General features: G+C 53.5%; 16 protein-coding genes. 9 read left to right on the forward strand and 7 right to left on the reverse strand.

Features of this window, described 5'->3' with window-relative positions; all coding sequences use genetic code 11:
- Window positions 1-137: 137 nt before the first annotated feature.
- Entirely contained in the window at window positions 138-1,631 is a 1,494-nt protein-coding gene (xylB, locus tag AC2IBB_RS16595) for a xylulokinase (protein WP_486327886.1), read from the reverse strand.
- A 759-nt stretch (window positions 1,632-2,390) separates the two neighbouring features.
- On the opposite strand from xylB, the gene AC2IBB_RS16600 reads away from it, so the two are divergent.
- Both AC2IBB_RS16600 and AC2IBB_RS16605 read left to right on the forward strand, forming a co-directional pair.
- The gene (locus tag AC2IBB_RS16600) at window positions 2,391-2,933 is read left to right on the forward strand and encodes a leucine-rich repeat domain-containing protein (RefSeq protein ID WP_279504798.1); all 543 of its coding nucleotides are present in this window, start codon (window positions 2,391-2,393) and stop codon (window positions 2,931-2,933) included.
- Entirely contained in the window at window positions 2,933-3,736 is an 804-nt protein-coding gene (locus AC2IBB_RS16605; protein WP_486327887.1) for a hypothetical protein, read from the forward strand. The genes AC2IBB_RS16600 and AC2IBB_RS16605 overlap by 1 nt, the downstream gene beginning before the upstream one ends.
- Before the next feature lie 291 nt (window positions 3,737-4,027).
- On the opposite strand, the gene AC2IBB_RS16610 is transcribed toward AC2IBB_RS16605, so the two are convergent.
- Both AC2IBB_RS16610 and AC2IBB_RS16615 read right to left on the reverse strand, forming a co-directional pair.
- Complete coding sequence (locus tag AC2IBB_RS16610) at window positions 4,028-4,558, reverse strand: NUDIX hydrolase (RefSeq protein WP_279504801.1); 531 nt, start codon at window positions 4,556-4,558, stop codon at window positions 4,028-4,030.
- A 538-nt stretch (window positions 4,559-5,096) separates the two neighbouring features.
- Window positions 5,097-5,801, reverse strand: a complete 705-nt coding sequence (locus AC2IBB_RS16615) for a hypothetical protein (RefSeq protein ID WP_486327888.1) — start codon at window positions 5,799-5,801, stop codon at window positions 5,097-5,099.
- Between the two features lie 508 nt (window positions 5,802-6,309).
- Here AC2IBB_RS16615 and AC2IBB_RS16620 point away from each other — a divergent pair.
- From AC2IBB_RS16620 to AC2IBB_RS16635, 4 genes are all read left to right on the forward strand, one after another.
- Window positions 6,310-8,904, forward strand: a complete 2,595-nt coding sequence (locus AC2IBB_RS16620) for a di-heme oxidoredictase family protein (protein WP_486327889.1) — start codon at window positions 6,310-6,312, stop codon at window positions 8,902-8,904.
- Window positions 8,905-9,230: 326 nt separating this feature from the next.
- Window positions 9,231-10,415, forward strand: coding sequence for a glycosyl hydrolase family 28 protein (locus tag AC2IBB_RS16625; protein ID WP_486327890.1), 1,185 nt, complete (start codon window positions 9,231-9,233; stop codon window positions 10,413-10,415).
- A gap of 151 nt (window positions 10,416-10,566) precedes the next feature.
- Complete coding sequence (locus AC2IBB_RS16630) at window positions 10,567-11,013, forward strand: GNAT family N-acetyltransferase (RefSeq protein ID WP_486327891.1); 447 nt, start codon at window positions 10,567-10,569, stop codon at window positions 11,011-11,013.
- Window positions 11,014-11,057: 44 nt separating this feature from the next.
- Window positions 11,058-11,891 (forward strand): HEAT repeat domain-containing protein, encoded by an 834-nt coding sequence (locus AC2IBB_RS16635; RefSeq protein ID WP_486327892.1) that lies wholly within the window; start codon window positions 11,058-11,060, stop codon window positions 11,889-11,891.
- Here the strand turns inward: AC2IBB_RS16635 and AC2IBB_RS16640 are convergent.
- The 3 genes from AC2IBB_RS16640 to AC2IBB_RS16650 all read right to left on the reverse strand — a co-directional run bounded on the left by AC2IBB_RS16640 (window position 11,888) and on the right by AC2IBB_RS16650 (window position 15,920).
- Window positions 11,888-12,271 carry a hypothetical protein gene (locus AC2IBB_RS16640; RefSeq protein WP_486327893.1) on the reverse strand — a complete coding sequence of 128 codons (384 nt, stop codon included), beginning with the start codon at window positions 12,269-12,271 and terminating at the stop codon, window positions 11,888-11,890. The two genes, AC2IBB_RS16635 and AC2IBB_RS16640, sit on opposite strands and share 4 nt — an antisense overlap.
- A gap of 229 nt (window positions 12,272-12,500) precedes the next feature.
- Window positions 12,501-14,090, reverse strand: a complete 1,590-nt coding sequence (locus tag AC2IBB_RS16645; protein WP_486327894.1) for a methyl-accepting chemotaxis protein — start codon at window positions 14,088-14,090, stop codon at window positions 12,501-12,503.
- A gap of 141 nt (window positions 14,091-14,231) precedes the next feature.
- A complete protein-coding gene (locus AC2IBB_RS16650; RefSeq protein WP_486327895.1) occupies window positions 14,232-15,920 on the reverse strand; it encodes a putative bifunctional diguanylate cyclase/phosphodiesterase in 1,689 nt (562 codons plus the stop codon).
- 280 nt (window positions 15,921-16,200) lie between these two features.
- Here AC2IBB_RS16650 and AC2IBB_RS16655 point away from each other — a divergent pair, with 280 nt between their 5' ends.
- Window positions 16,201-16,575: a DUF3703 domain-containing protein gene (locus AC2IBB_RS16655; protein ID WP_486327896.1), complete on the forward strand. Its 375-nt coding sequence runs from the start codon at window positions 16,201-16,203 to the stop codon at window positions 16,573-16,575.
- 1 nt (window position 16,576) lies between these two features.
- Window positions 16,577-17,017: a hypothetical protein gene (locus AC2IBB_RS16660; RefSeq protein WP_486327897.1), complete on the forward strand. Its 441-nt coding sequence runs from the start codon at window positions 16,577-16,579 to the stop codon at window positions 17,015-17,017.
- Window positions 17,018-17,080: 63 nt separating this feature from the next.
- Here the strand turns inward: AC2IBB_RS16660 and AC2IBB_RS16665 are convergent, their stop codons facing one another.
- Entirely contained in the window at window positions 17,081-18,151 is a 1,071-nt protein-coding gene (locus AC2IBB_RS16665) for an alpha/beta hydrolase family protein (RefSeq protein WP_486327898.1), read from the reverse strand.
- 250 nt (window positions 18,152-18,401) lie between these two features.
- On the opposite strand from AC2IBB_RS16665, the gene AC2IBB_RS16670 reads away from it, so the two are divergent.
- Window positions 18,402-20,066, forward strand: a complete 1,665-nt coding sequence (locus AC2IBB_RS16670; protein ID WP_486327899.1) for a HEAT repeat domain-containing protein — start codon at window positions 18,402-18,404, stop codon at window positions 20,064-20,066.
- Window positions 20,067-20,078 lie beyond the last annotated feature (12 nt).

A 20,078-nucleotide genomic window follows, 5' to 3' on the forward strand; every position in this document is an offset into this window, starting at 1 on the left:
TAGCTATGCTTGCCTTCGCAAAAGGGAAAGAGCAAGCATAGCGGAATGATGAAACGGCGACAATTCAAAGTTGGAAGATAACTGCTTTATAAACAGCTAGATAAGCTGGAAACTTAAAGTGTGAATGAAACTGGTGGTTAGGCGATTGGGTGTATAGTCGCCAACCTTGTTCTGTACAACTTATAAGCGTTTTCGTATTCCTCCACGGCTTCCCGTGTTGGCGACACGGCGGCGTCTTCATCCAGTTTCACAAAGCGCCGGCACAGGTCATGCAGACGGATGGCGTCGCCCTGGGCGTGCGCGTCACACCAGGCCGCCTGAATCGCCCCGCCCAATGCCGCACTCTCGCCAACCTGGGGGCAAATGACGCGGGCGTTCATCATGTCCGCCACCATTTGACGCCATAACCGGCTTTTCGAGCCCCCGCCGATCAGTCTGATTTCCTGGCAATGGATGCCGGACGTCCGCAAAAGGTCCAAACCGTAACGCAGCCCAAAGGTGACCCCTTCCAGCGCTGCGCGGCAAACATTGGTGGGTTGCAGGTTCTGCATATTCAGGCCCAATAAGCTGCCTGTCGCATCGGGAAGCGGCGGCACGCGCTCGCCATTGAGGAACGGCAGCAGGGTGACGCCCTGAGCGCCGATGGGCGCTTGCGCCGCTTCCTGGTTGAAGCGGTCCAGATCGTAGCCGAACAGACCTCGCACCTGGTTAACCACCGCCGTCAGATTCATGGTGCATATCAGGGGCAGCCAGCCGCCGCTGGAGGAGCAGAACGCCGCCAGGGATGGGTGTCCTTGTTTTGGCGGCCGGTTTGAATGGGCGTATAGCGCGCCGGAAGTGCCCAGGCTGAGGGTCACCACGCCTTCATCTATATTGCCTGTGCCAATGGCGCCCATCATGTTGTCGCCGCCTCCGCTGGCCACCAACACGTTATCCGACAGTCCCAACAAGCGGGCGATGGCGGGGCTGACCCTGCCTACGGCCTGCTGCGCCTGCAGTAACGGCGGTAAGGCGCTGGCCAAGCGTCCATCGGGGGCAATGAGTTCAAGGGCTTCCGGGACCCAGCGCCGAGCACGGATATCGAAATACCCGGTCCCCGAGCTGTCGCCATACTCGGCGGCGATCTCGCCAGTCAGCCAGTAGTTGAGGTAGTCGTGAGGCAGCAGGATATGGGCGATGCGTTGAAAACCGTCCGGTTCGTGTTGACGTAGCCAAAGCAGCTTGGAGAGGGTGTAGCCGGTGGCGAGCGTGAGTCCCAGCAGTTCGAGAGAGCCTTGTTCCCCTCCCATCTGCTCCAGCAACGCGGCGTTTTGCGGCGCGGTTTCCGTATCGCACCACAGTTTCGCTGGCCGAATCACCTCACCATGAGAGTCCAACGCCACCAGGCCATGTTGCTGTCCGGATACGCCGATGGCGCGAATATGGCGACTGTCGACGCCAGAGCGCTCAAGCGCCTGCCGGTAGCTGTCGACGAAGGCTTGCGTCCACCAGTCGGGATGCTGCTCGCGGCGGCCATTGGCGTCGCTGATCAGCGCATGAGGCGCGTAACCCTCTCCCAGGATGACTTCCCGCTCCGGGTCCAACACCACCACCTTGGTTCCCTGAGTCCCACAATCCACGCCTACGTACATACCTGATTCTCCTCGGTTTCCGGCTGCAAGCCATTGATCGGCCACGGACAATATGACAGGGAGTGTACGCCGAACCCGCCGGCAAATGCGAATGCGGGACATGGCTGGACGGCGGCTTGTTGAGTGGCAGTTTGTTGGATTGTCGCTTGTTGGATGGCGCTGCGCTTATCCAACCTACAAAGAAGGAACAACCTATAGCCAGGTAGGTTGGAAAAGCGCAGCGCCTTCCGACGGCGAAGGTCCGCTCACCACAGCGGCTCGTATATGCACTGTAAGGCTTAGATATAGTTTCGCGGATGGCCCTGCTAATCCCGTCTGCGCGAATGTGTTACCTACTAAAGACGCCGGATTGTTCTATGCTTGAATTGTCGCCATTGCATACAAACTGGACGACAGGCCAATTATGAGGTATCGCGTTATTTACTCTCTACCGAGAATAACTTCATCAGAGCGTCAGGCTATAACGATCTGAGGGAGTTCAAGGGCAAGTATCATGAGATGTTCCGTCAGGATGAGTTATACCAGGAGAGTTCTGGTATCAAATCTATCGTGGAACAGACCAATCTGATGACGCTCGCTCTCTGGCGGGTACAAGCACGCGAAGAAAAACGCCGACCTGCTGGATAACAACAGCGAGCCCTAATGTGAAACAGGTGTTGTTGCAGTGGCGACATAGGCGTGAAAAGTCATGGCGAATTCGGATGACAAATGGGGGCGTTATATCACCGGGTGCAGTGTTTAAAAAAGATAGTGATAAATATGGTTGATTATAGAGATTGGGTGTTGTCAGAACTGGAGAAATATGGGGCGGCCTATATCTCTAGTTATGACATGATTTTTTACGATGGAACAAACCCTTTTAATTCAAGGCTGACAGATGAATTGCTGCGAAAATTAAGATTCTTACATGATATAAGGGTTATCAAGCTTGTCTCATGCGAAAAGGTTGACGGTAGCTTCCTAGATAGCCTGTCAGATCTTAAGTTGAAAGAGATTCACTTGATGGGAGTTCCAATTTCTGATGCCTCTATTAAATACTTAAATGACTTTAAGTATTTATCTGTTTTAAAATTGACTGGGAATGACTTGGTCGATGAAGCTATGAGCGATATTGCCATGATTTCTAGTTTGAAAGAGCTCCAAATACTTAGCGGAAGCCTAACTGACCTTGGTATTATTAAGCTGGCAAACCTGAAAGGACTGGAATATTTAGACGTTACCAGAACAAAAATTAAAGAAGATACAGCAGCGTATATTCGACAGAGTCTGCCTGGCTGTGAATTGCATTTGAAAGTGGCGTAATGGATTACAGATCGTTGTTAATAAATATGGGATTCCCATTGCTTGCTTCTGAAATTGCAGCTGGCGATATAGCATTGCCGTTTTTTGTTGAGCAAAACCCGGAGCTTTATGGTTTTTTGCCAGGATTAATACCCTTGTGGCGAGATAACGGACGGATGGTTGGTTATTGGAAGCATTGGTTTAGTCGTCGGTCAACAACCATCGTTATTGAGCGTCCTCAGGTTGAATACTTGCACAGCGAGATAGCTAGATCTCTAGACCAGCTACTATATCTGGCTTGTTTTGATGATATCGTCTCTGAAGATGGAGTAAGCGATGAATTAAGACATATAGCTGCTGCTATTTCTATTCAAGGGCTCGATGAGCTAAATGAGCTTTATGAAGCTTATGGTGACGATAAAGCTTGTTTGATGCGGCTGGACGTATTCAAAAGAAACCCTCCATTTCATCTTGACTCTTCAGGTTATAAAGGTGATTTCCCGAATAAAAATATGATTTTTTCAAAAGAATTACTGGCGAAAACATGTTTAACAGAGTTTGATGAAAATCTGAAGCCACAAGTCTCAACGCTGGAAGAGTCCCCATACTGGTTAAAAACGGATGATCAAGAGCCTTTATTTTACCAGTTGTTGGAAGAATCTAATTTTGCGGGAGCTTGGATGAGTTTGAACTCTAATGGCTGGAGGTTTTCTGATGCGAAAAAAGCGATGCTAAAGTTATCAGAGAAGGCAAATAACCCTACCTTTAGTCTTCTGGCAAATTTCTGGTCATCCTTGCCGCATGAGCAGTACGGATCTTATTAGTGCTTTCTCGTATTGGTATTTGTAGTATGGAAGTTACAGATTATTAATAGGTGGATGTATGTTTATGTGTAAATTTATTCTGTGTTGGCAGATAAATTTACGCGTTTCCAGTCTAAGGACTCTTATAAAGAGACGGTAGGCGCCCTCGTGGAATGCGTAACCGGATGGCGCTGCGCTTATCCAACCTACATTTGAATTTTAATTGCGGCGTTTAGTCTGGAGACCTTGTCTAGAATATTATTTGGTTATGTCCAGGAGCATGTTCCTTGCGACTGGCAAGGTATTAAATAATTAAAAATCTATTTCATGTAGGCTGAAATTTCCTCGTTCCACATCACGGAAGAAAAGCTCCAGTACAACCTTAACTGTATGAAACGCAATGTTATCCAAAGGAATATCGCTTTTTTTGAATAGTTGAACTTCTGAGCTTTCGCTAGTTGGATGGAAGCGGCTGTCTTTTAGCTTTGCGAGGTAAAAGATATTGACGTGATTTGCATGAGGTGAGTTTGTAATTGCGAAAAGCTCTTCGGCGGAGATTCTTGCTCCAGTCTCCTCAAAGGTCTCTCTCTCGGCTGCATGCCTCGTCGTTTCTCCATTTTCCATAAAGCCTGCGGGTAGAGTCCAAAGCCCGGCCCGAGGTTCTATAGCTCTTTTGCAAAGTAGTACGGAGTCTTCTTTGTAAACAATGCAACCAGCGACGATGTTAGGGTTTTGATAGTGGATAAAATTACATTTATCACAAATAAAGCGGTTGCGATTATCTCCCTCGGGTGATCGCCATCTCATAGTTTCACCACACTGTGAGCAAAACTTAATCTCCATTACTTCATACCTGTTCGCGCAGAATCCCAGCATTGAGTCTGATACTTCATCAGCATGCCATTAAGTTCGTCTAGGCTGACGAGAGGAATCTTATACCCACATGTAACAGCTACAGCAACCTGTTTTCATTGGCGAAGTTGCTATTTTTACCAGTTTGCGAAATTGCAGATGCATGACTCTAGCTCACCCATGCCCACTCAATGGCAGTGGCGGTTTGTTGGATAGTCGCTTGTTGGATGGCGCTGCGCTTATCCAACCTACAAAGAAGGAACAACCTATAGCTAGGGAACCTCTGAAAAACTACCTGCGTTGCCATTGCGGCGTCAAAAGTCGGCTCAAAATGCTCATTTATTCACGATAAACTGCGCTTTTTCGCCGACGTTTTCCTTGCACTGGCGGTCACGCCAACGTTTTTCAGAGGTTCCCTAGGTAGGTTGGAAAAGCGCAGCGCCTTCCGACACCAGCGTTATGGGAGAGCAAGAAGCCGGATAGCGCTTCGCTTATCCGACTTACTCAAATGCTTCTGTCGTTCTCTCCGTTAGGCCAACACAGCCGTTGTGATTTCATACCAGGGGTAAAGTTGTTTGCCTTGTTCGGAGATGTCCTGGTAGGCGAGGGTGAGGGTTCCGCCGCTGACTCGGCCGATGACGGTCGCGCGGGCGATGTCGGTCATGTACTTGGCGGGTTCGGCTGGGCGGGCTCTGCGCAAGAATGCGGGACCAGTGGTTTTTGCCGGGCGGGCGGGGACGGCGTCTTTGCGTCTTATGGAGCCGTATTGGGTGATATTGCTGTTCGCATTGGAGCGCACGCCGGCGCCTTGCGCCCAGGCGTCCAGGGTTAGTCCTGTGGCGCTTTGCAGGGGACACAGGAAATCGCTGGTCTGGCGTAAGTCGGCGGGTATGTCGCTGTAGCCGCCGTTGAGGTGAAAGACTTCGCCTTTGTTACGGTCAAAACCAACGGAGCAGCCGGATAACGCAGCGGTGACGAACCAATAGTCGGCGCCTTCCCGGTTCAGCTTCAATTTGGTAACGCCGCCTTCCTCCCATGGCAACCACTTTACGGTTCTGGAGTTGGCGCCATCGCCCAGCACAAAATTGAAACGAAGCGGTGATTCCGAGGCCACAATTTTGATGGCGCGCTGGCCCTTCGACGTAGAGCCGGGGATATCTACAAAGTAGGGCGTGGTATACAGAGGCGTTGTATTTCTGAGTGAGGCCATCACTCTTTCCAGTTCATTCCACATATTTTTTCCTTGCATCTATCAACGAAACATTTTGTCCTGTTTTGTTGAGTCTAGTTAATTTCTCATGGCGATTAATTTCAGGCTTTAAATAATGCGATTTATAAACCGTTCGCCGGCCAGTTCTTCGCATTACATTTTTGTAGGGTGATGAAGAATGCAATAGCTGAGTAAGTGTCATTTGTCCTTTTAAGATCAGTGGCTTATTGGCCATGAGACTTCCGCTTTCTCGTCCGTTCGGGCGATTGTTTGAGATATGGTGGGTTGTTAGCTTTGTCTTGTGCAAGCGTTTTCATGTCGAAGGCGTTCAAATACTGACTGGCGACACAAGAGATGCCAAAAATATATTAATTTAAGCTGGTATTGTATTTGTTTTTTGTAGCGCTTGAGATCTAAATGAAAGCGTTGTCATTTGTTCGGCTATCACTTAACTACCGCTGTGAATTTTTTATGCCCAGACTCAGACAACTTAGAAAAAAACAAAGAACGGGAGCGTTAAAAGGAGGTCAATATGTATACGAATGATTCGTGCCACGATGCGCTTCGGCGCAAGCTCGCCAGAACACTTATCGGCGTCGCTGCTGCGGCGTCTTCAATTTCCGTTGCACAGGCCGCCGTCAATCTGGCGGCGGGTAAAAACACGTTCGCCAGCACGGAGCTGCGCCAGGCGAGGCTGGCCGTGGACGCGGACAGCCGGTCCCGCTGGGAATCCAATCATGGCGTGTCGCCCAGTTGGCTGGCCGTGGATCTGGGACAAGCGAGCAGCTTGGAGCAGGTCGTCATCGACTGGGAGGCGGCGAACCCGGAAACCTACGAAATCCAGGGCTCCAACGACAACAAAAACTGGACCAGGCTTTCCGCCCAGAGCGGCGGCGTGTTTGGCGATCGCACCGATACAATAGATGTCAGCGGGGACTATCGCTACGTGCGAATTTTCGCCACTCAGCGTAGTCGTGGCAACGCCTGGGGGTACTCCATCTTCGACCTGGAGGTCTACGGAACGCCGCTGTCAGGGCCGGACGATCCAGATGAACCTGACGGGCCCGGTGATCCAAACGGTCCCGACGAGCCGGATGAACCCGATTTGCCGGATAACCTGCCCGCCGCCTTCGCACCGCTGTATCCCAAGGGCACGGAGGTGCTTGAACGGATTCAGTATGTGGATGCGGACGGTACACTGGTCACTCTGATGGGCGCCCGGCCTACTGAGCGCCACGCCCGTGAACGGGGCGAGCCCTGGGATGCGCCGGATCAGGGGCCGGGGCGTTATCTCACATTCCCGCCTTTCTACTTCCAGAACCGCACCTTCGGACTGGAAATTCGCGACTCCGTTCCCGCCGGCGGCGATAAAATTGAAGTCTGGCTGCATGTGAACGCCAATACCTTCCGCGGCACGACCTTCAGTTTGTTCCGCAACATCGAAAATCCGAACGTGAAAGACTTCGGCTGGTCCCTCAACTACGGCTTCAACAATCCTAATGAGGGAGGACAGCCCATCTGTCATGCAGGTAAGCGCGAATGCATGATGGACTTCAATTCCAACTGGCGCACCTCGCCGCACAGCCCATTGAAGGTTGGCGACAAGATCGAGCTGGCTCCGGCGCCGCGTTTGCTGACGCCGGTGATCGACGGCGGCGGAGAGCGCTATTACTCCTTTGAGCAGCTCTATGTAGTGGGCAAGGGCATGCGTCCCTGGTACGGAATCGCTCCTAATCTGGATTCAGAACCGCTGCCGCCCGACACCCTGTTGGGCGGTCAGGCGAGCGTGTCCTACAACTATTCGGAAGAGCCCCATCGGATGTTCCAGCAGATGGCCAACAACATCGGCATCGAGAACAGCCAGCGCTTCGTGGAAGGACGACGCCTGTTCCACACCTCATTCTCATCTGGTAAACACTCTGAATTCTCCGACACCAACCCGGTGTTCAGCGCGCATGTCGGCCAGTTGGGGCCCCGTTACAACAATGAGAGCTGCATCGGCTGCCACCAGAGCAATGGCCGCAGCCAACCCGCTGAGGCGGGACAGGCGCTGGAAGGCTATTCGGTGCTGACGGCGGCGTTTGGCTCTCAGGACGGCGCAGCGCCTGATCCATTCTATGGCTTCAATGTACTGCAGAAATCCAAAGACGCCGGGCAGGAGAATTACACCGTCAATCTCAGCCACTATGAAGTGACCACAAAGGAACTGAATGGCGGTGAAGTGGTTGAATTGCGCAAACCTCATTACGCCTTCCAGGGACCGACGCCGGAGCTTTATTCCGTACGGCAGGCGCCGCAGGTCATTGGCATGGGGCTGCTGGAGGCCGTTTCCGAGGCGACGATTCTCGCTGGTGTGGATGAGAACGACGCGGACGGCGATGGCGTGCGCGGTCAGCCCAACTGGATCAATAATCCCGAAACAGGCGCGGTGCAGTTAGGGCGCTTTGGCTGGAAAGCTTCCAAGCTGAGTCTGCGTCATCAGGTCGGAACTGCGTTCCTGCAGGACATGGGCGTCACCACGCCGACCTACCCATCACGCTCCTGTCAGAAGACCGAAACGGACTGTCATGACAACGCCGCAGACACCCATATCGACAACGAGGAAATGGATCGCGTCGGTCAGTATCTGGCGTTGTTGGGCGTGCCCGCCCAGCGCAGCTTGCGTAGCGGCTATCCGGAAGGGATTCGGGTTTCGCCGGAGCACGACGTCGATCCGGAGCGCATCAGCCAGGGCAAAGGGGTGTTTGCGCAAACGGGCTGCGTCGCCTGTCACACCGCGACCCTGAAGACCGGGAGCACGCATCCGATGGCGGAGCTGCGCAACCAGACGATTCACCCTTATACGGATCTGCTGTTGCACGATATGGGGCCGGGCCTGGCCGACACTCTGCCGCAGGGCGACGCTGCGGCGTCCATGTGGCGCACGCCGCCGTTGTGGGGGCTGGGCAGCCTCAAGTTTGTGCAAGACGGTCAGGAAAACGTGCGCTACCTGCATGACGGCCGCGCCAGAACCCTGGACGAAGCGATTCTCTGGCACGACGGCGAAGCCGCCGGCAGCCGCCAGACTTACGAAGCGCTAAGTCCGGCTGACCGGGACGCCCTGAAACACTTCCTGAATTCACTCTAGTCACGCTTTTGGAGAGGGCGACCTCTCCTTAAAAACACTGCGGTTTTGGCAAGCCAGCTTGGCCGCAGTGTTTCCTTCCGTTCCTGTTGATTAGTCTTGTTTGCAACTACCCCTAATTGCCCGGAGACGTTATCGCCGCCGTGGTTTTATGCGCAATGCGTCTAACCTGCGTCTCACGTTGATTGGCCGGGAAGGGGATAATGGATGCTTATCCGTGAATGCAAAGAAGGAGGATAAGCAGACCGGCCTGTCCAGAAATGACGGGTCTATCCAAGGTTGCGATATCAGGCAAGCTAACCCCAAACGGCAGGAAAAGAGGGATCATTATGAACAGGATGATAAGGATCAAACTACTCGCTGTTGTTGTTCTCTTGTGGAGCGGTCTCGCGCAGGCGGATGAAAATCCAGTTTGCTCAGAACCGGGAAATATGTGCTGTTATGCATCGGACTATAACTACAGCCTGCCCTCCGCCATCGCTAATTGTTGCGCGGTGGGAGATTCGGTGAAGAAGTTCGTCTTCATGGACAATCAGGACTCCAAAGTGGATGGCCAGGACGTGCCGATCCAGCTTTGCAGCAACCTCAATCTGTATATTCTGCACAAACTGAAAGCGCCCTCCAAAGACGACTGGCCGCCCATTCCTGAGGGCGAGAAGCGGTTTCCGCCTCTGTTTAAAGGCGAGAATCTGGAAAACGTGGTGATCGCCGGGGACGGCGAGATCGACGGCCGCAACAATACCTGGATGGGAGACAAGGACTGTGGCGACTATTCCGGCAAAGTCAGGCCCATCATGATGGATCTGCAAGGCTCCAAAAACCTGTTGGTGAAGTCCATTACCTTATCCCACGGGCCTGGGTTCAACCTGCATGTCGAGCATTCCCGCGGAGGCATTGAAATCCAAGACGTCACTATCAATACGCATCATACCGGCTCGAAAAGCTCCTGCAGTCTGGACGGCATGGATATCAGCGGGGACGACATCAGCGTCAAAGATTCGGAAATCCGCAGTCGCGACGACTGCATCGCCGTCAAGGCCAACTCGTCCAACGTGCGCATCTCCAATGTGACCTGCCACAACGGCCATGGGCTTTCTATCGGCTCCATCGCGATGAACGGCGTGGTCAAAGATGTGGAAATCGAGAATGTAACGGTGATGGACTCGCGCTTTGGTCTGCGCATCAAAATGCAGAAGTACGCCAACGGCAAGGTGGAAAACATCAAATTCAAAGACAGTCTGGTGAAGCGTATTTCCAGCAAGCCGATCCAGATCAAAACGGACTACCACAATGATCATTGTGACGATCCTGGCAGCAGCAAGTGCGATAAAAACGCCCGCTCCAGCATCGCAAACGTCACCTACAAGAAAATTTCGGTGCATGGCGGCGAAATCGACCTGAACTGCAAATACGCCGATGAATGTACGATAAAGCTGAGAAAACTGCACTGTAAAGACGGCGCAACCATCTCCTGCAAAGATGTGGATGTGGACGGAGAGTGCAGTTGCGATTGAAGCGCGGCGGAGGCGCTTGCAACCTCCCCGTGCAACCGTTCCCAGGCGGATGCGCGCCGGCCTGGGAACAAATGATGAAAATTACTTTGACAAAACAAAGCCGCTCCTGAAAAACTCTGTCTGTACGCTTGCGGAATACGGGAGACACTCTTTGAAAATCCGATACGTCATGGAGGCCGACAAAGCCAACTGGCTGGCCTTACGTCAGGAACTCTGGCCGGAAACCCCGCCGCAGGAGCACGAAGCGGAAATTCATGCCTACTTCAGCATGCCCGATCTCGCCACCTTCGTCGCCATTGACGATAACGGCGACATGCTGGGCTTTTTGGAAGCCGGGCTGCGCTCCTATGGGGAAGGTTGCGCCAGTCACCCCGTCGCCTATGTGGAGGGGTGGTATGTGGTCCCCTCCAGCCGCCGTCAAGGGGTTGGACGGCGCTTGATGGACGCCGCCGAAGAATGGGCGCTGGATCGGGGCCTGCGGGAAATCGGCAGTGACATGCTGGTTAATAACGAAATCAGCCTGAAGGCGCATACCGCCCTGGGCTATACAGAGGTGCAGCGCCTGATTCACGTGGTGAAGAAAATCGACCCCGCCTGACGCGGGGTCTGGCATTCAGGATTCAACCTCTCAGGAGGACGTTCATGCAAAGGCGGGATGCGTCCGAGCAAACGCGACTTATTGAGAAAGCGAGAACGCTGGCGCAGCAGGGCGCGATGGAAGATGCGCGGGAGCTGTTGCTGCAGGAGGGCTTTGTACAGGGCGACAACCCTTTACTGCAAAACGCGTATTATGAGCTGATCCCGGTAGGAGAGGCGCTGAAGCCCAGGCTCAGCCAGCTTGAAACCGTCCTGCAGCCGCCGTATGAGGATAGCGCCGTCAAGGCGGTCTCCGCCGTCGCCAAGGAGGCGGCGAAAGCCTCGAATAAAGCCACTCATGCCTGGATACGCGATCCGCGCGTCACGGACTTGCTGATTGACGCCCTCAGTCACGGCGACGCCAAACTACTTAAAGAAGCCGCCCTTGCTTTGGCGCACATAATTCACCGTTACTTCGCCGACTACCGTGTACGCGCCGCGTTTGTTCCCTTGCTGAGCAACGCCAATAAAACAGTGCGCCGCGTGGCCTGTGGCGTCCTCGGACGCTGGCCCGACGAAAGCATCGTGGCGATGCTGGCGCCCTTAATGGAAGACAAGGCGGCGGAGGTGCGTCAGGAGGCGACCAAAACGCTGGCGGGTCTGGAGCAGGAAAACATACCCGCATTGACGCGACCGCTCTTTGAGGACGCGCTGATCGCCCGCCTTAAAGACTCCGAGCCGACGGTGCGGGATATCGCCGCCTTCGGACTGGGCGCCCATGGCGTCGCACGGGCGGCTTCGGAACTGGAGGCCGCCCTGCGGGTTGAGGTCTCGCCCTTGGTCAGAGAGTCTATAGAGATAACGCTGGGCAAATTGACGAAAAAGACGGGACAGACCTAAGTCTCAACAAACTGGCTAAACTGACCCTGATCCAGATAATGGGCGAACATAAACAGCGTATCTTCCAGGTCTTGCGCCCGCTCATGGCGTTCCAGGCAGGCGCGCACGGCGTTGGCGAACATCAACTCCGGTTCGCTGAAGGCGGTTTGGTTTTCGTACACCCAGCCCAAGAAATGGTTCCTCGCCTCTTCGTATTCGCTGGCGTTGACCTCCCCACTGTAGATTCCCATTACGGCCCCCAGCGCCATACGAACCGCTGGCTCCGCTGTAATGGCGTCGGCCTGGATCACGTCTAACAGGCAGGACAGCATCCACTGGCGGGCTTCTTCTTCACCGAGTTGCGCGTAACCGATGGCGGTTGAAATAAGGGATGTGCTCAAAATGATTGCTCCTCTGTCGTTGTCAGACAGATAGAGATAGAAGGACTCCATCTGTCTGACTGAATTTACTCATGACGCCAATGTAGCGCGCTTGACAGGGGAGGGCTTGTAAAAGTCTGACGTCCGTTAATGCGCAGTTTGCCTAATAACTTTTGAGTAACGGGCCTGACATGCGCAGGCCCTGTCGTTGTAGACAAACAGAAGGGAGCGGTTGAGTGACTTGCCGGGTTTACGATTGACGTCGTTTGCTCCAGAACTGCTTGGCCAGCTCCTGCAGAGCGGTGGTGAGCTGGGCCACGTCTTCCGCTCTCTTGCGATTACTCTGGCCCAGGGTCGCGTTGGCGGTGGCGGAGTCGCGGATAGCGACGATGCTGTTGTTGATGCCTTCGCTGACCGCGCCTTGTTCTTCCACTGCGCTTGCGATTTGTGTGCTGATATCCGAAATCTGGTTGACGCGCTGGCCGATAGCGCTCAGTTTCTCCGCAGCCTGATGGGCGTGGTCCACGCTGTGTCTGGCCTTTTCGCGGCTGGTCTCCATGGCGGTCACGGCGGAGCGGGCGCCGGTCTGTAAGGAGTTGATCATCTGTTGCGTGTCAGTGGTGGACTGTTGGGTGCGGGAGGCGAGCTGTCGCACTTCGTCCGCCACCACGGCGAACCCACGTCCCATTTCACCGGCGCGGGCAGCCTCAATGGCGGCGTTCAGCGCCAGCAGGTTGGTCTGTTCGGCGATATCCTGAATGGCGTTGAGAACGGTGGAGATCTCTTTGCTGTGTTTATCCAGCTCATGAATCACTTCCGCCGCTTGATGAATCTCATCCGCCAGCGAGCTGATAATGCGTTTGGTGTTGGTGACCAGCTCCTGACCCTGCGCCGTTTCCCGGTCCGCATGGTCCGCCGCGCCGGCGGCTTCCTGGGTGGTGGCCGCCACTTGCTGGATGGTTGCAGTCATTTGATTGATGGCGGCGGCCACCTGATCGGTTTCCGATTGCTGACCACTGGTTTTGTGGTTGCTGTCCTCGATTTCAGACACCAGTTCTTCGGTCAGGGACTCTAATTGATCCGCCGCATTCGCCATACGCCCGATTACAGCGGTGGTTTCCGCCTGGGCCATGGCCATGGCGAACTCGATTTCGCCAAACTCGTCGTGACGCCCGGTGTACAGCACCTGACTCAGTGGGTTATCCGATATAGTGCGCGCCTTTTTCACCAGCTTGTGCAGGGGGGACAGCCACAAGTAGATAAATAATACGTTCAGCAGGCCCAACGAGACGCCCATGATCGCCGTGTCGCCAGCGCTGACCGGCAGCATATGGGCGAGAAGCACCAGGACCGGGATCAGGCTCAGTGTTGACAACAGAGAGACTTTCAGGCGTACGTCCAGGCGGGGCAGACGCCAGGCCAGCGGCGTTTTTCCGGCCCGGATGTTGGCGTAAAGCTTCTCCGCTGCGTCAATTTGTCCCGGCGCCGGCTTGGTGCGCACGGATTGATACTCGACCGTGCGCCCGTCTTTGGTGATGGGGGTGGCGTAAGCGCTAACCCAATAGTGATCGCCGTTCTTACAGCGATTTTTCACCAGCCCCATCCAGGAACGTCCGCTTTTCAAGGTTTGCCACATATGCTGGAACGCCATTGGCGGCATATCGGGGTGGCGCACGATGTTATGCGGCTGTCCAATCAACTCCTCTTTGGTGAAACCACTGATTTTGATGAAGTCTGGGTTGACATAGGTAATGTGGCTGTCCGGTTTGGTGGTGGACAGGATGTTGGCGTCCGGCGGCAGTTCCAGGTTGCGCCCCGTGACAGGCTGGTTGACCCGCATAGTGCATAATCCTCCTTCGGAGTGAAAGTCAGCGCAAGATTTAAGTATATGCCTGGATTCAGAAAATGGGAGGTTAGGAGCGCTACGGAATTTTTTCGTCAAATGTACGTAGCGCTACGTAGTGCGATGAGCTCCAGAGGGCTATTTTTTTGCTTTGGCGACGACGCTGACGGCGGCCTTTTGTTCAATCGCGCGAGATGTTTCGATAATGTCTTCGGCGCGGACAGGGTGACTGAATAAGTATCCCTGCACATAGTCGCAACCGAACTGCCGCAGCATTTCCTGCTGCTTGACGGTTTCGACCCCCTCGGCGATTACAGTCAGGTCCAGGCTGTCCGCCAGCGAGATGATCGCCTTGATAATCTGTTTATTGACGTCCAGATCTTCCGGGCCAGAGACAAAACTTTTATCGATCTTGAGCTGGTTGACCTGAAGTTCCCGCAATCTCACCAATGAAGAATAACCCGTACCAAAGTCATCCAGAGAAATCTTGACGCCCAGTTTGTGCAGCGCAATAAGCTTCTTGCGGTTGGAGGCGTGCTCCGCGGCGGCGACGGTCTCTGTGATTTCAAGCTCCAGACGGTGCGTGGGCGTTTGCGTTTCCTGCAATAACAGTTGTACTTCTTCGACGAAGTCATCCCGTTGTAACTGTCGGGCGGAAACGTTCATCGCAATAATAGCGTCCTTTTTTTCGACCCAGCCCTTGCGCTCCGTCAGCGCCGTGAGCATAACCCAGCGACCCAGTTCGTGTATGAAGCCCGTTTCCTCCGCAATCTTGATAAAAATATCAGGAGGGACATGGTCGCCTTGATGCCGCCAGCGGCACAGCGCTTCGTATCCAATCACCTGATGGGTACGCAGATCGATCTGCGGCTGGTAGGCGAGATAAAGCTCCTCGTTCTGAATGGCGTACTTCAGCCCTTTTTCAAGCTTATAACGCTCAGACAGTCTTTTACCTATGTCGTCGCAATAGAATTGCACTTGCCCCTTACCATCGCTTTTGGATTGATACATGGCCATATCCGCCGCTTTTAGCAGGCTCTCCGGCGTATCTGCGTCCTTGGGGAACAGCGCTACGCCAATGCTGAAACCGACGGTGATATCAATACCGTCTAATGCATGAGGCTCTTTCTGTGTTTTGATCAGGCGGGATACGGTGGGAAGAATGTCTCTATCGGAAACGCCAAGGTCGATCAGTATCAAAAACTCATCGCCGCCGAGACGGGCCACTGTGTCGCCTTGGCGCACCTGCAGCAACAGGCGTTCGCCAACGCTTTTTATCAGCATGTCGCCTTTGGCGTGACCGTGGTTATCGTTGATGGCTTTGAAATTATCGAAATCCAGAAACAGCACCGCCACCTGTGAATCACGGCGTTTGGCGCTGGCGAGGAGCTGGTTGAGTCTGTCTATGGCGAGCACCCGGTTGGGCAGACCGGTCACCATGTCGTAATAAGCGTGAGAGGCGATCTCATGATTCAGGGTCCGGATGTCGAGCAAGCGGCGCACGCCATATATGACTCCTGCAATCCCGATCCAGGTGACCCCAATGATAACTTCATCCAGTTCCCAGTTTTCGTGAGCGCGGGAAAAATAGTAGAGGCTTTCAAGAAGATCAATTTGAAAGAGGCTGGTCAGGATGGTCAGTCCTATGACAACAACGACGCTCAACACCAGATCGACGCGGGCGGCATGACGCAAACGCTCGGACCTGTTTGTCTGTGACAACTCCTTTCTGTGCTTGGACATTGCCGTCGCGCTCTCTACTTCAATCAAATGATGGCCCAGGACATCCGGGCGGGAAGAAACGGCTGTAAGGGTAAAGTCTAGCATGATGAGACCTTCGCGCCAGACCCGGATTCGCATGATCGCCGAACGCTTTAGGGGTGGAGAAAATAGAGGTGATGCTTCAATATCCCCCAGTAAGTAGTGGTGTACGAAGTGGGAAAGAGGTCAATGAAGTGCATTCGTTGAAAGACATGCTGATAGAAGACGTGGAGTCGATCCTAAAAGATCACCTGACTCGCAATGGATCGAGCTAAGGTTTTACTTCAGTGACATATCCAATGCGTGAAATCCCCTTGATGACGCAATAGGTTTGAGGCTTATGACGATGACATTGCAACAAGCTTTCGCTGCAGAAATAGACGCCGCCCGGGATGAGTGGCGCCAGGGACGCCTCGACGCCGCCTTCGCCCATCTGGAAAACGCCCACGTCCTGGGACAACGCCGCCTGGGCTGGCACTATCACGTCCACCTCTGGATGCTGCGGGTAGGCTGGGCGAAACGAGACCGACGCGAAATCCTCGGACAACTATGGCGCCTGTTCCTGACCCCGTTCGGCCACCTGACCGGCCGCCTCCCCATCGGCAACACCGGCGGCGCCAACGTCAACGCATTTACGCCCATGCCGGTGCGGAAGGAGTTGGAGGAGGTGTTGCGGGGGGAGGGTATGGAGAGTATGTCTGACAAAGGGCGGGGTGACTGACATGGGCATTGATATCGATGGTTGGGTGGAAGTTGCTCATAGCGCGGATAGTAGTGAGCACTGGTTTGGGCTCCTGAACCTCTCGCCGTTAATCGACGTGTGCGACAGAGGGTCTGTTTTACTTTTCGGCATCGGAAATGGCTGGAAAGACGTCTGTCCCATCGCAATGGAAAGAGGGCTGCCCGCTAACCCCAGCTATCAAACCCTGAGGGATATTCAGGACATCAAAACGTTTGAAGATGAAGAGAAGGGCTGCGCTAACGAACACTTTGGCTACACACATTTGTATTACTCGGAACTACTGAGGCCAGCATCCGCTGAGGAATACAGGCGCCTCGCCGGGACTCAATGGGGATCTGTTATTAAGTTGATTGAAGCGCTGATCGACAGCGGTCGCTATCAGCCGGAACAGGTCAGGCTCGTGGTGTGGGCCTGTATTTAGTTGAGGTGATGAGTTTACTCGATCAGTTAGCAACAGGATTTGAGGCTTCTAATGAAGCCATACTTACAATATTCCAGACAGCCATTCGCTGATCGCATTCAACGCCCTGGGATCAATCGTTGTATCGATCAAGATGTAATCTTCTATTCGTCCTGTTTCCGAAGGTTGAAACAGGTGATTGAGCTTGTCTAATACAAGCACCTCGGATTCAGGATTAGTCAGAACGCTTTTCATAACGGGCGCATTTTCAGCCGCTGATACTTGCAAGTCACTGCCGCCAAACAGGGCCAGAACGGGGTTTTTGAAGCGCCTGAATGCAGGAAGCGGGTCGTAACTTGCGTAATGACGTCCCCAATCCGAACCCCATACTTCCATGTTGGCTTTTATTTCCGCCCGCGTGAGGCCATGGGACTGCAAGCGTTTCTCTATTCGGCTTCTTGCATCCGCTACGGAAGGGCTTGTTCTCAATATCTCCGTAAGGTCTCTGCATAACGCTTTCTCCCGCTCTATGTCCTGCTGAGATTTACCCTGCGAGCGCGCGATATCCGCTACTTGCGTGGCCATCACATCAGGAAGTAAGGGAAGGGCGGGCGCAGCGAGAAAAATCATGAACGCGGCAGGAACAAACTCCGCGGCCGCAGAAGCGATATAGCCGCCTTCCGAATGACCAAGAAAACCGATTTTCTCCTGGTTGATGGCAGGAATGTTCTGCATGAACCGGTAGACAGCGGCGGCGTCTTGTGCAAAATCCGATAGAGTAGGCTTCCACCTGTTCTCACTTGAGAACGTACCAGTGCTTTCGCCAACACCTCTGTCATCATAACGAAGCAGCGCAAATCCATTGCGGGTAAGGTAATCCGACAAAACCAGAAAGGGCTTATGACCGGCGATCGCCTCATTGCGATCCTGAGGGCCAGAGCCTGTAATCAATATAATCGCCGGGAACGGCCCTCGTCCCAGGGGAAGGGTTAACTCCCCCGCCAGCGTGACATCCGCGTCGCCGCCCTGAAATCGCACCTGCTCAATTCGATAGTTCCTGTCTTTAGGATCTTGTGGCCTGGATAACCAGCCAAGAGAGTCAGCGCATGCCGTCAAAAACATGAGAACACTGGTTAGCAGAGAGAACTTTTTCAATGTTATGCCCCGATTGTTCTTTTGTTGCCGAGTGTGGGTGAGGTGATCGATTCCTGGTCCAGGAAACGGTATTAAATGTTACTGGGCATTAAGACCGTCTTAAGATGGAGCTGGAAAATGGTCGATCTGGCGATATGAATAAGAGATTGACCTGGCGATTGAACTTCCCTTAGTCTGGCCGACTGGCCAAAAAAACGGCTGGTAGCATTACCTAGGGTGTAATGCTCACTTCGCAGAGATTAGCTATAACATGAGAAACCTGACGTCCGCCGAGAGAGCGATAGTCCACCAGATCTACGCCGCAGCCCAGCCAACTCAACCCAAAAGGAAGCTGAGAGCCTTCTTCACCGGGAATAACACACCGCCCGCTGAAATCATTTCGGCCCTGTTTAGTCAACTGGAGAGCCCTGGAGCCATTGCTGCACTGACGCCATTCGTCGCGCATCCCGATATCACAATAAGCACTATGGCGCTTGAGCAAATGGCCCGCATTCTGGACGGCCATGACAGTCTAAACCTGCATTGGTTGGATCAAAGCATTCGCTCGGCTTATTACGACCCTGATTGTAAAAGCTGGCTGGAAAACTGGTTTCAGGCAACCGTATCAACGGTAGATAATCTCCCCTTTGAGGGAAGACTCCTCGTCACAGCGCTCACGCTTTTCTGTTGCCACAATAACGGTTATGTCCGCATGCAGGCGCTTGAGCGACTGGCGTCGGTGGACATGGAGACTGCGATAAGAGTTTCTTTTGTGCGAGCCAACGACTGGGTGTCACAGGTCAGCCAGATTGCGTTTGACGTCACTGCCGTAAATCTTCCGCGGCTTCAGGAAAGTCAGCTCATCCAGTATTTGCACCTCATGGATCAGCTCACCAACAAGACACGACGTGATTTGAGCGCTATCCAACGCGCGGTGAAAGACCGCCTTGATTCAGATAAAGGACACGAGGCGCTGGCCACAGCCGTCAAAGACGCGGATTACAAACTGGCGCGGTTGGCCTTCAAGGTATTAACGGAACTTTCATACGATCCAGGCGCATTGCTGCAGCTCTCGACAGCCAGCAAAGACGTGGTGATCCGGGGCAAGTCGTTTAATCTCATTCACAGACTGGAGAGTCCCCAGTCTCAGTATGCGCTTCTGGAAACCTTAGCCGCGGATCGGCAGCCTTCAATTTGTAAAAGGGCGTTGTATGCAGTCGTGGAGGCTTTTCCAAATGACGCCGAACCGCTCCTGCTCGCCAACCTGCTCCATCAAAGCAAAGGCACCCGAAATACCTGCAAGTATTATCTTCAGCGTTTGTCAGCCGTTAACTTCACGGAGTTCTACATAAATCATCTGCAATCTGATAACCCCAGAAAACTCGCTTCAGCAATACTAGGTCTATCTGAAGTGGGCAATGCTGGCGATTGGGCGCACGTGAGCCACTTCGAAAGCTCAAATGATCCGCGAGTTCGCAGCGCCGTCGTCAGGGCGGCGGGGAACCTTGGTTGCATGCCTCCCGCCTGGTTTGAAGACAAGATGATTGCCGGCTCAGAATCAGAGGCGCGCATAGCGAGTGAGATTTTGGCGGCGGATGAAGCCTACAGCGCCCAGGATGTTGTTAGCTTGTTGTGGAGGAGCAATGAAACTGGGCGGCTTAGACGTATCGTCAAGATAGCCAGGAAGAAAAGCAAATGGGACTATCTGGCCATTCTTCTAAATGCCCATTTGAAGAATCCTGAGTCCGACCTGCCAGAAAGTGCGCTAAGAGAATGGTTCGAACTTCACTATCAATCTTATTGGTTTGTTAAGCCAAATCAGGAAATCCTGGACAACCTTATTTCTCTTATCAACAAGGCGAAAACGGTTAAATCCATAAAGATACTCGACGCTATAGAGAAATATGTTTTTTCCCTGAATGCGTCGAAGGTATAGGACGCCAATGAA

It is taken from the genome of Hahella sp. NS-SX17, assembly GCF_057367735.1.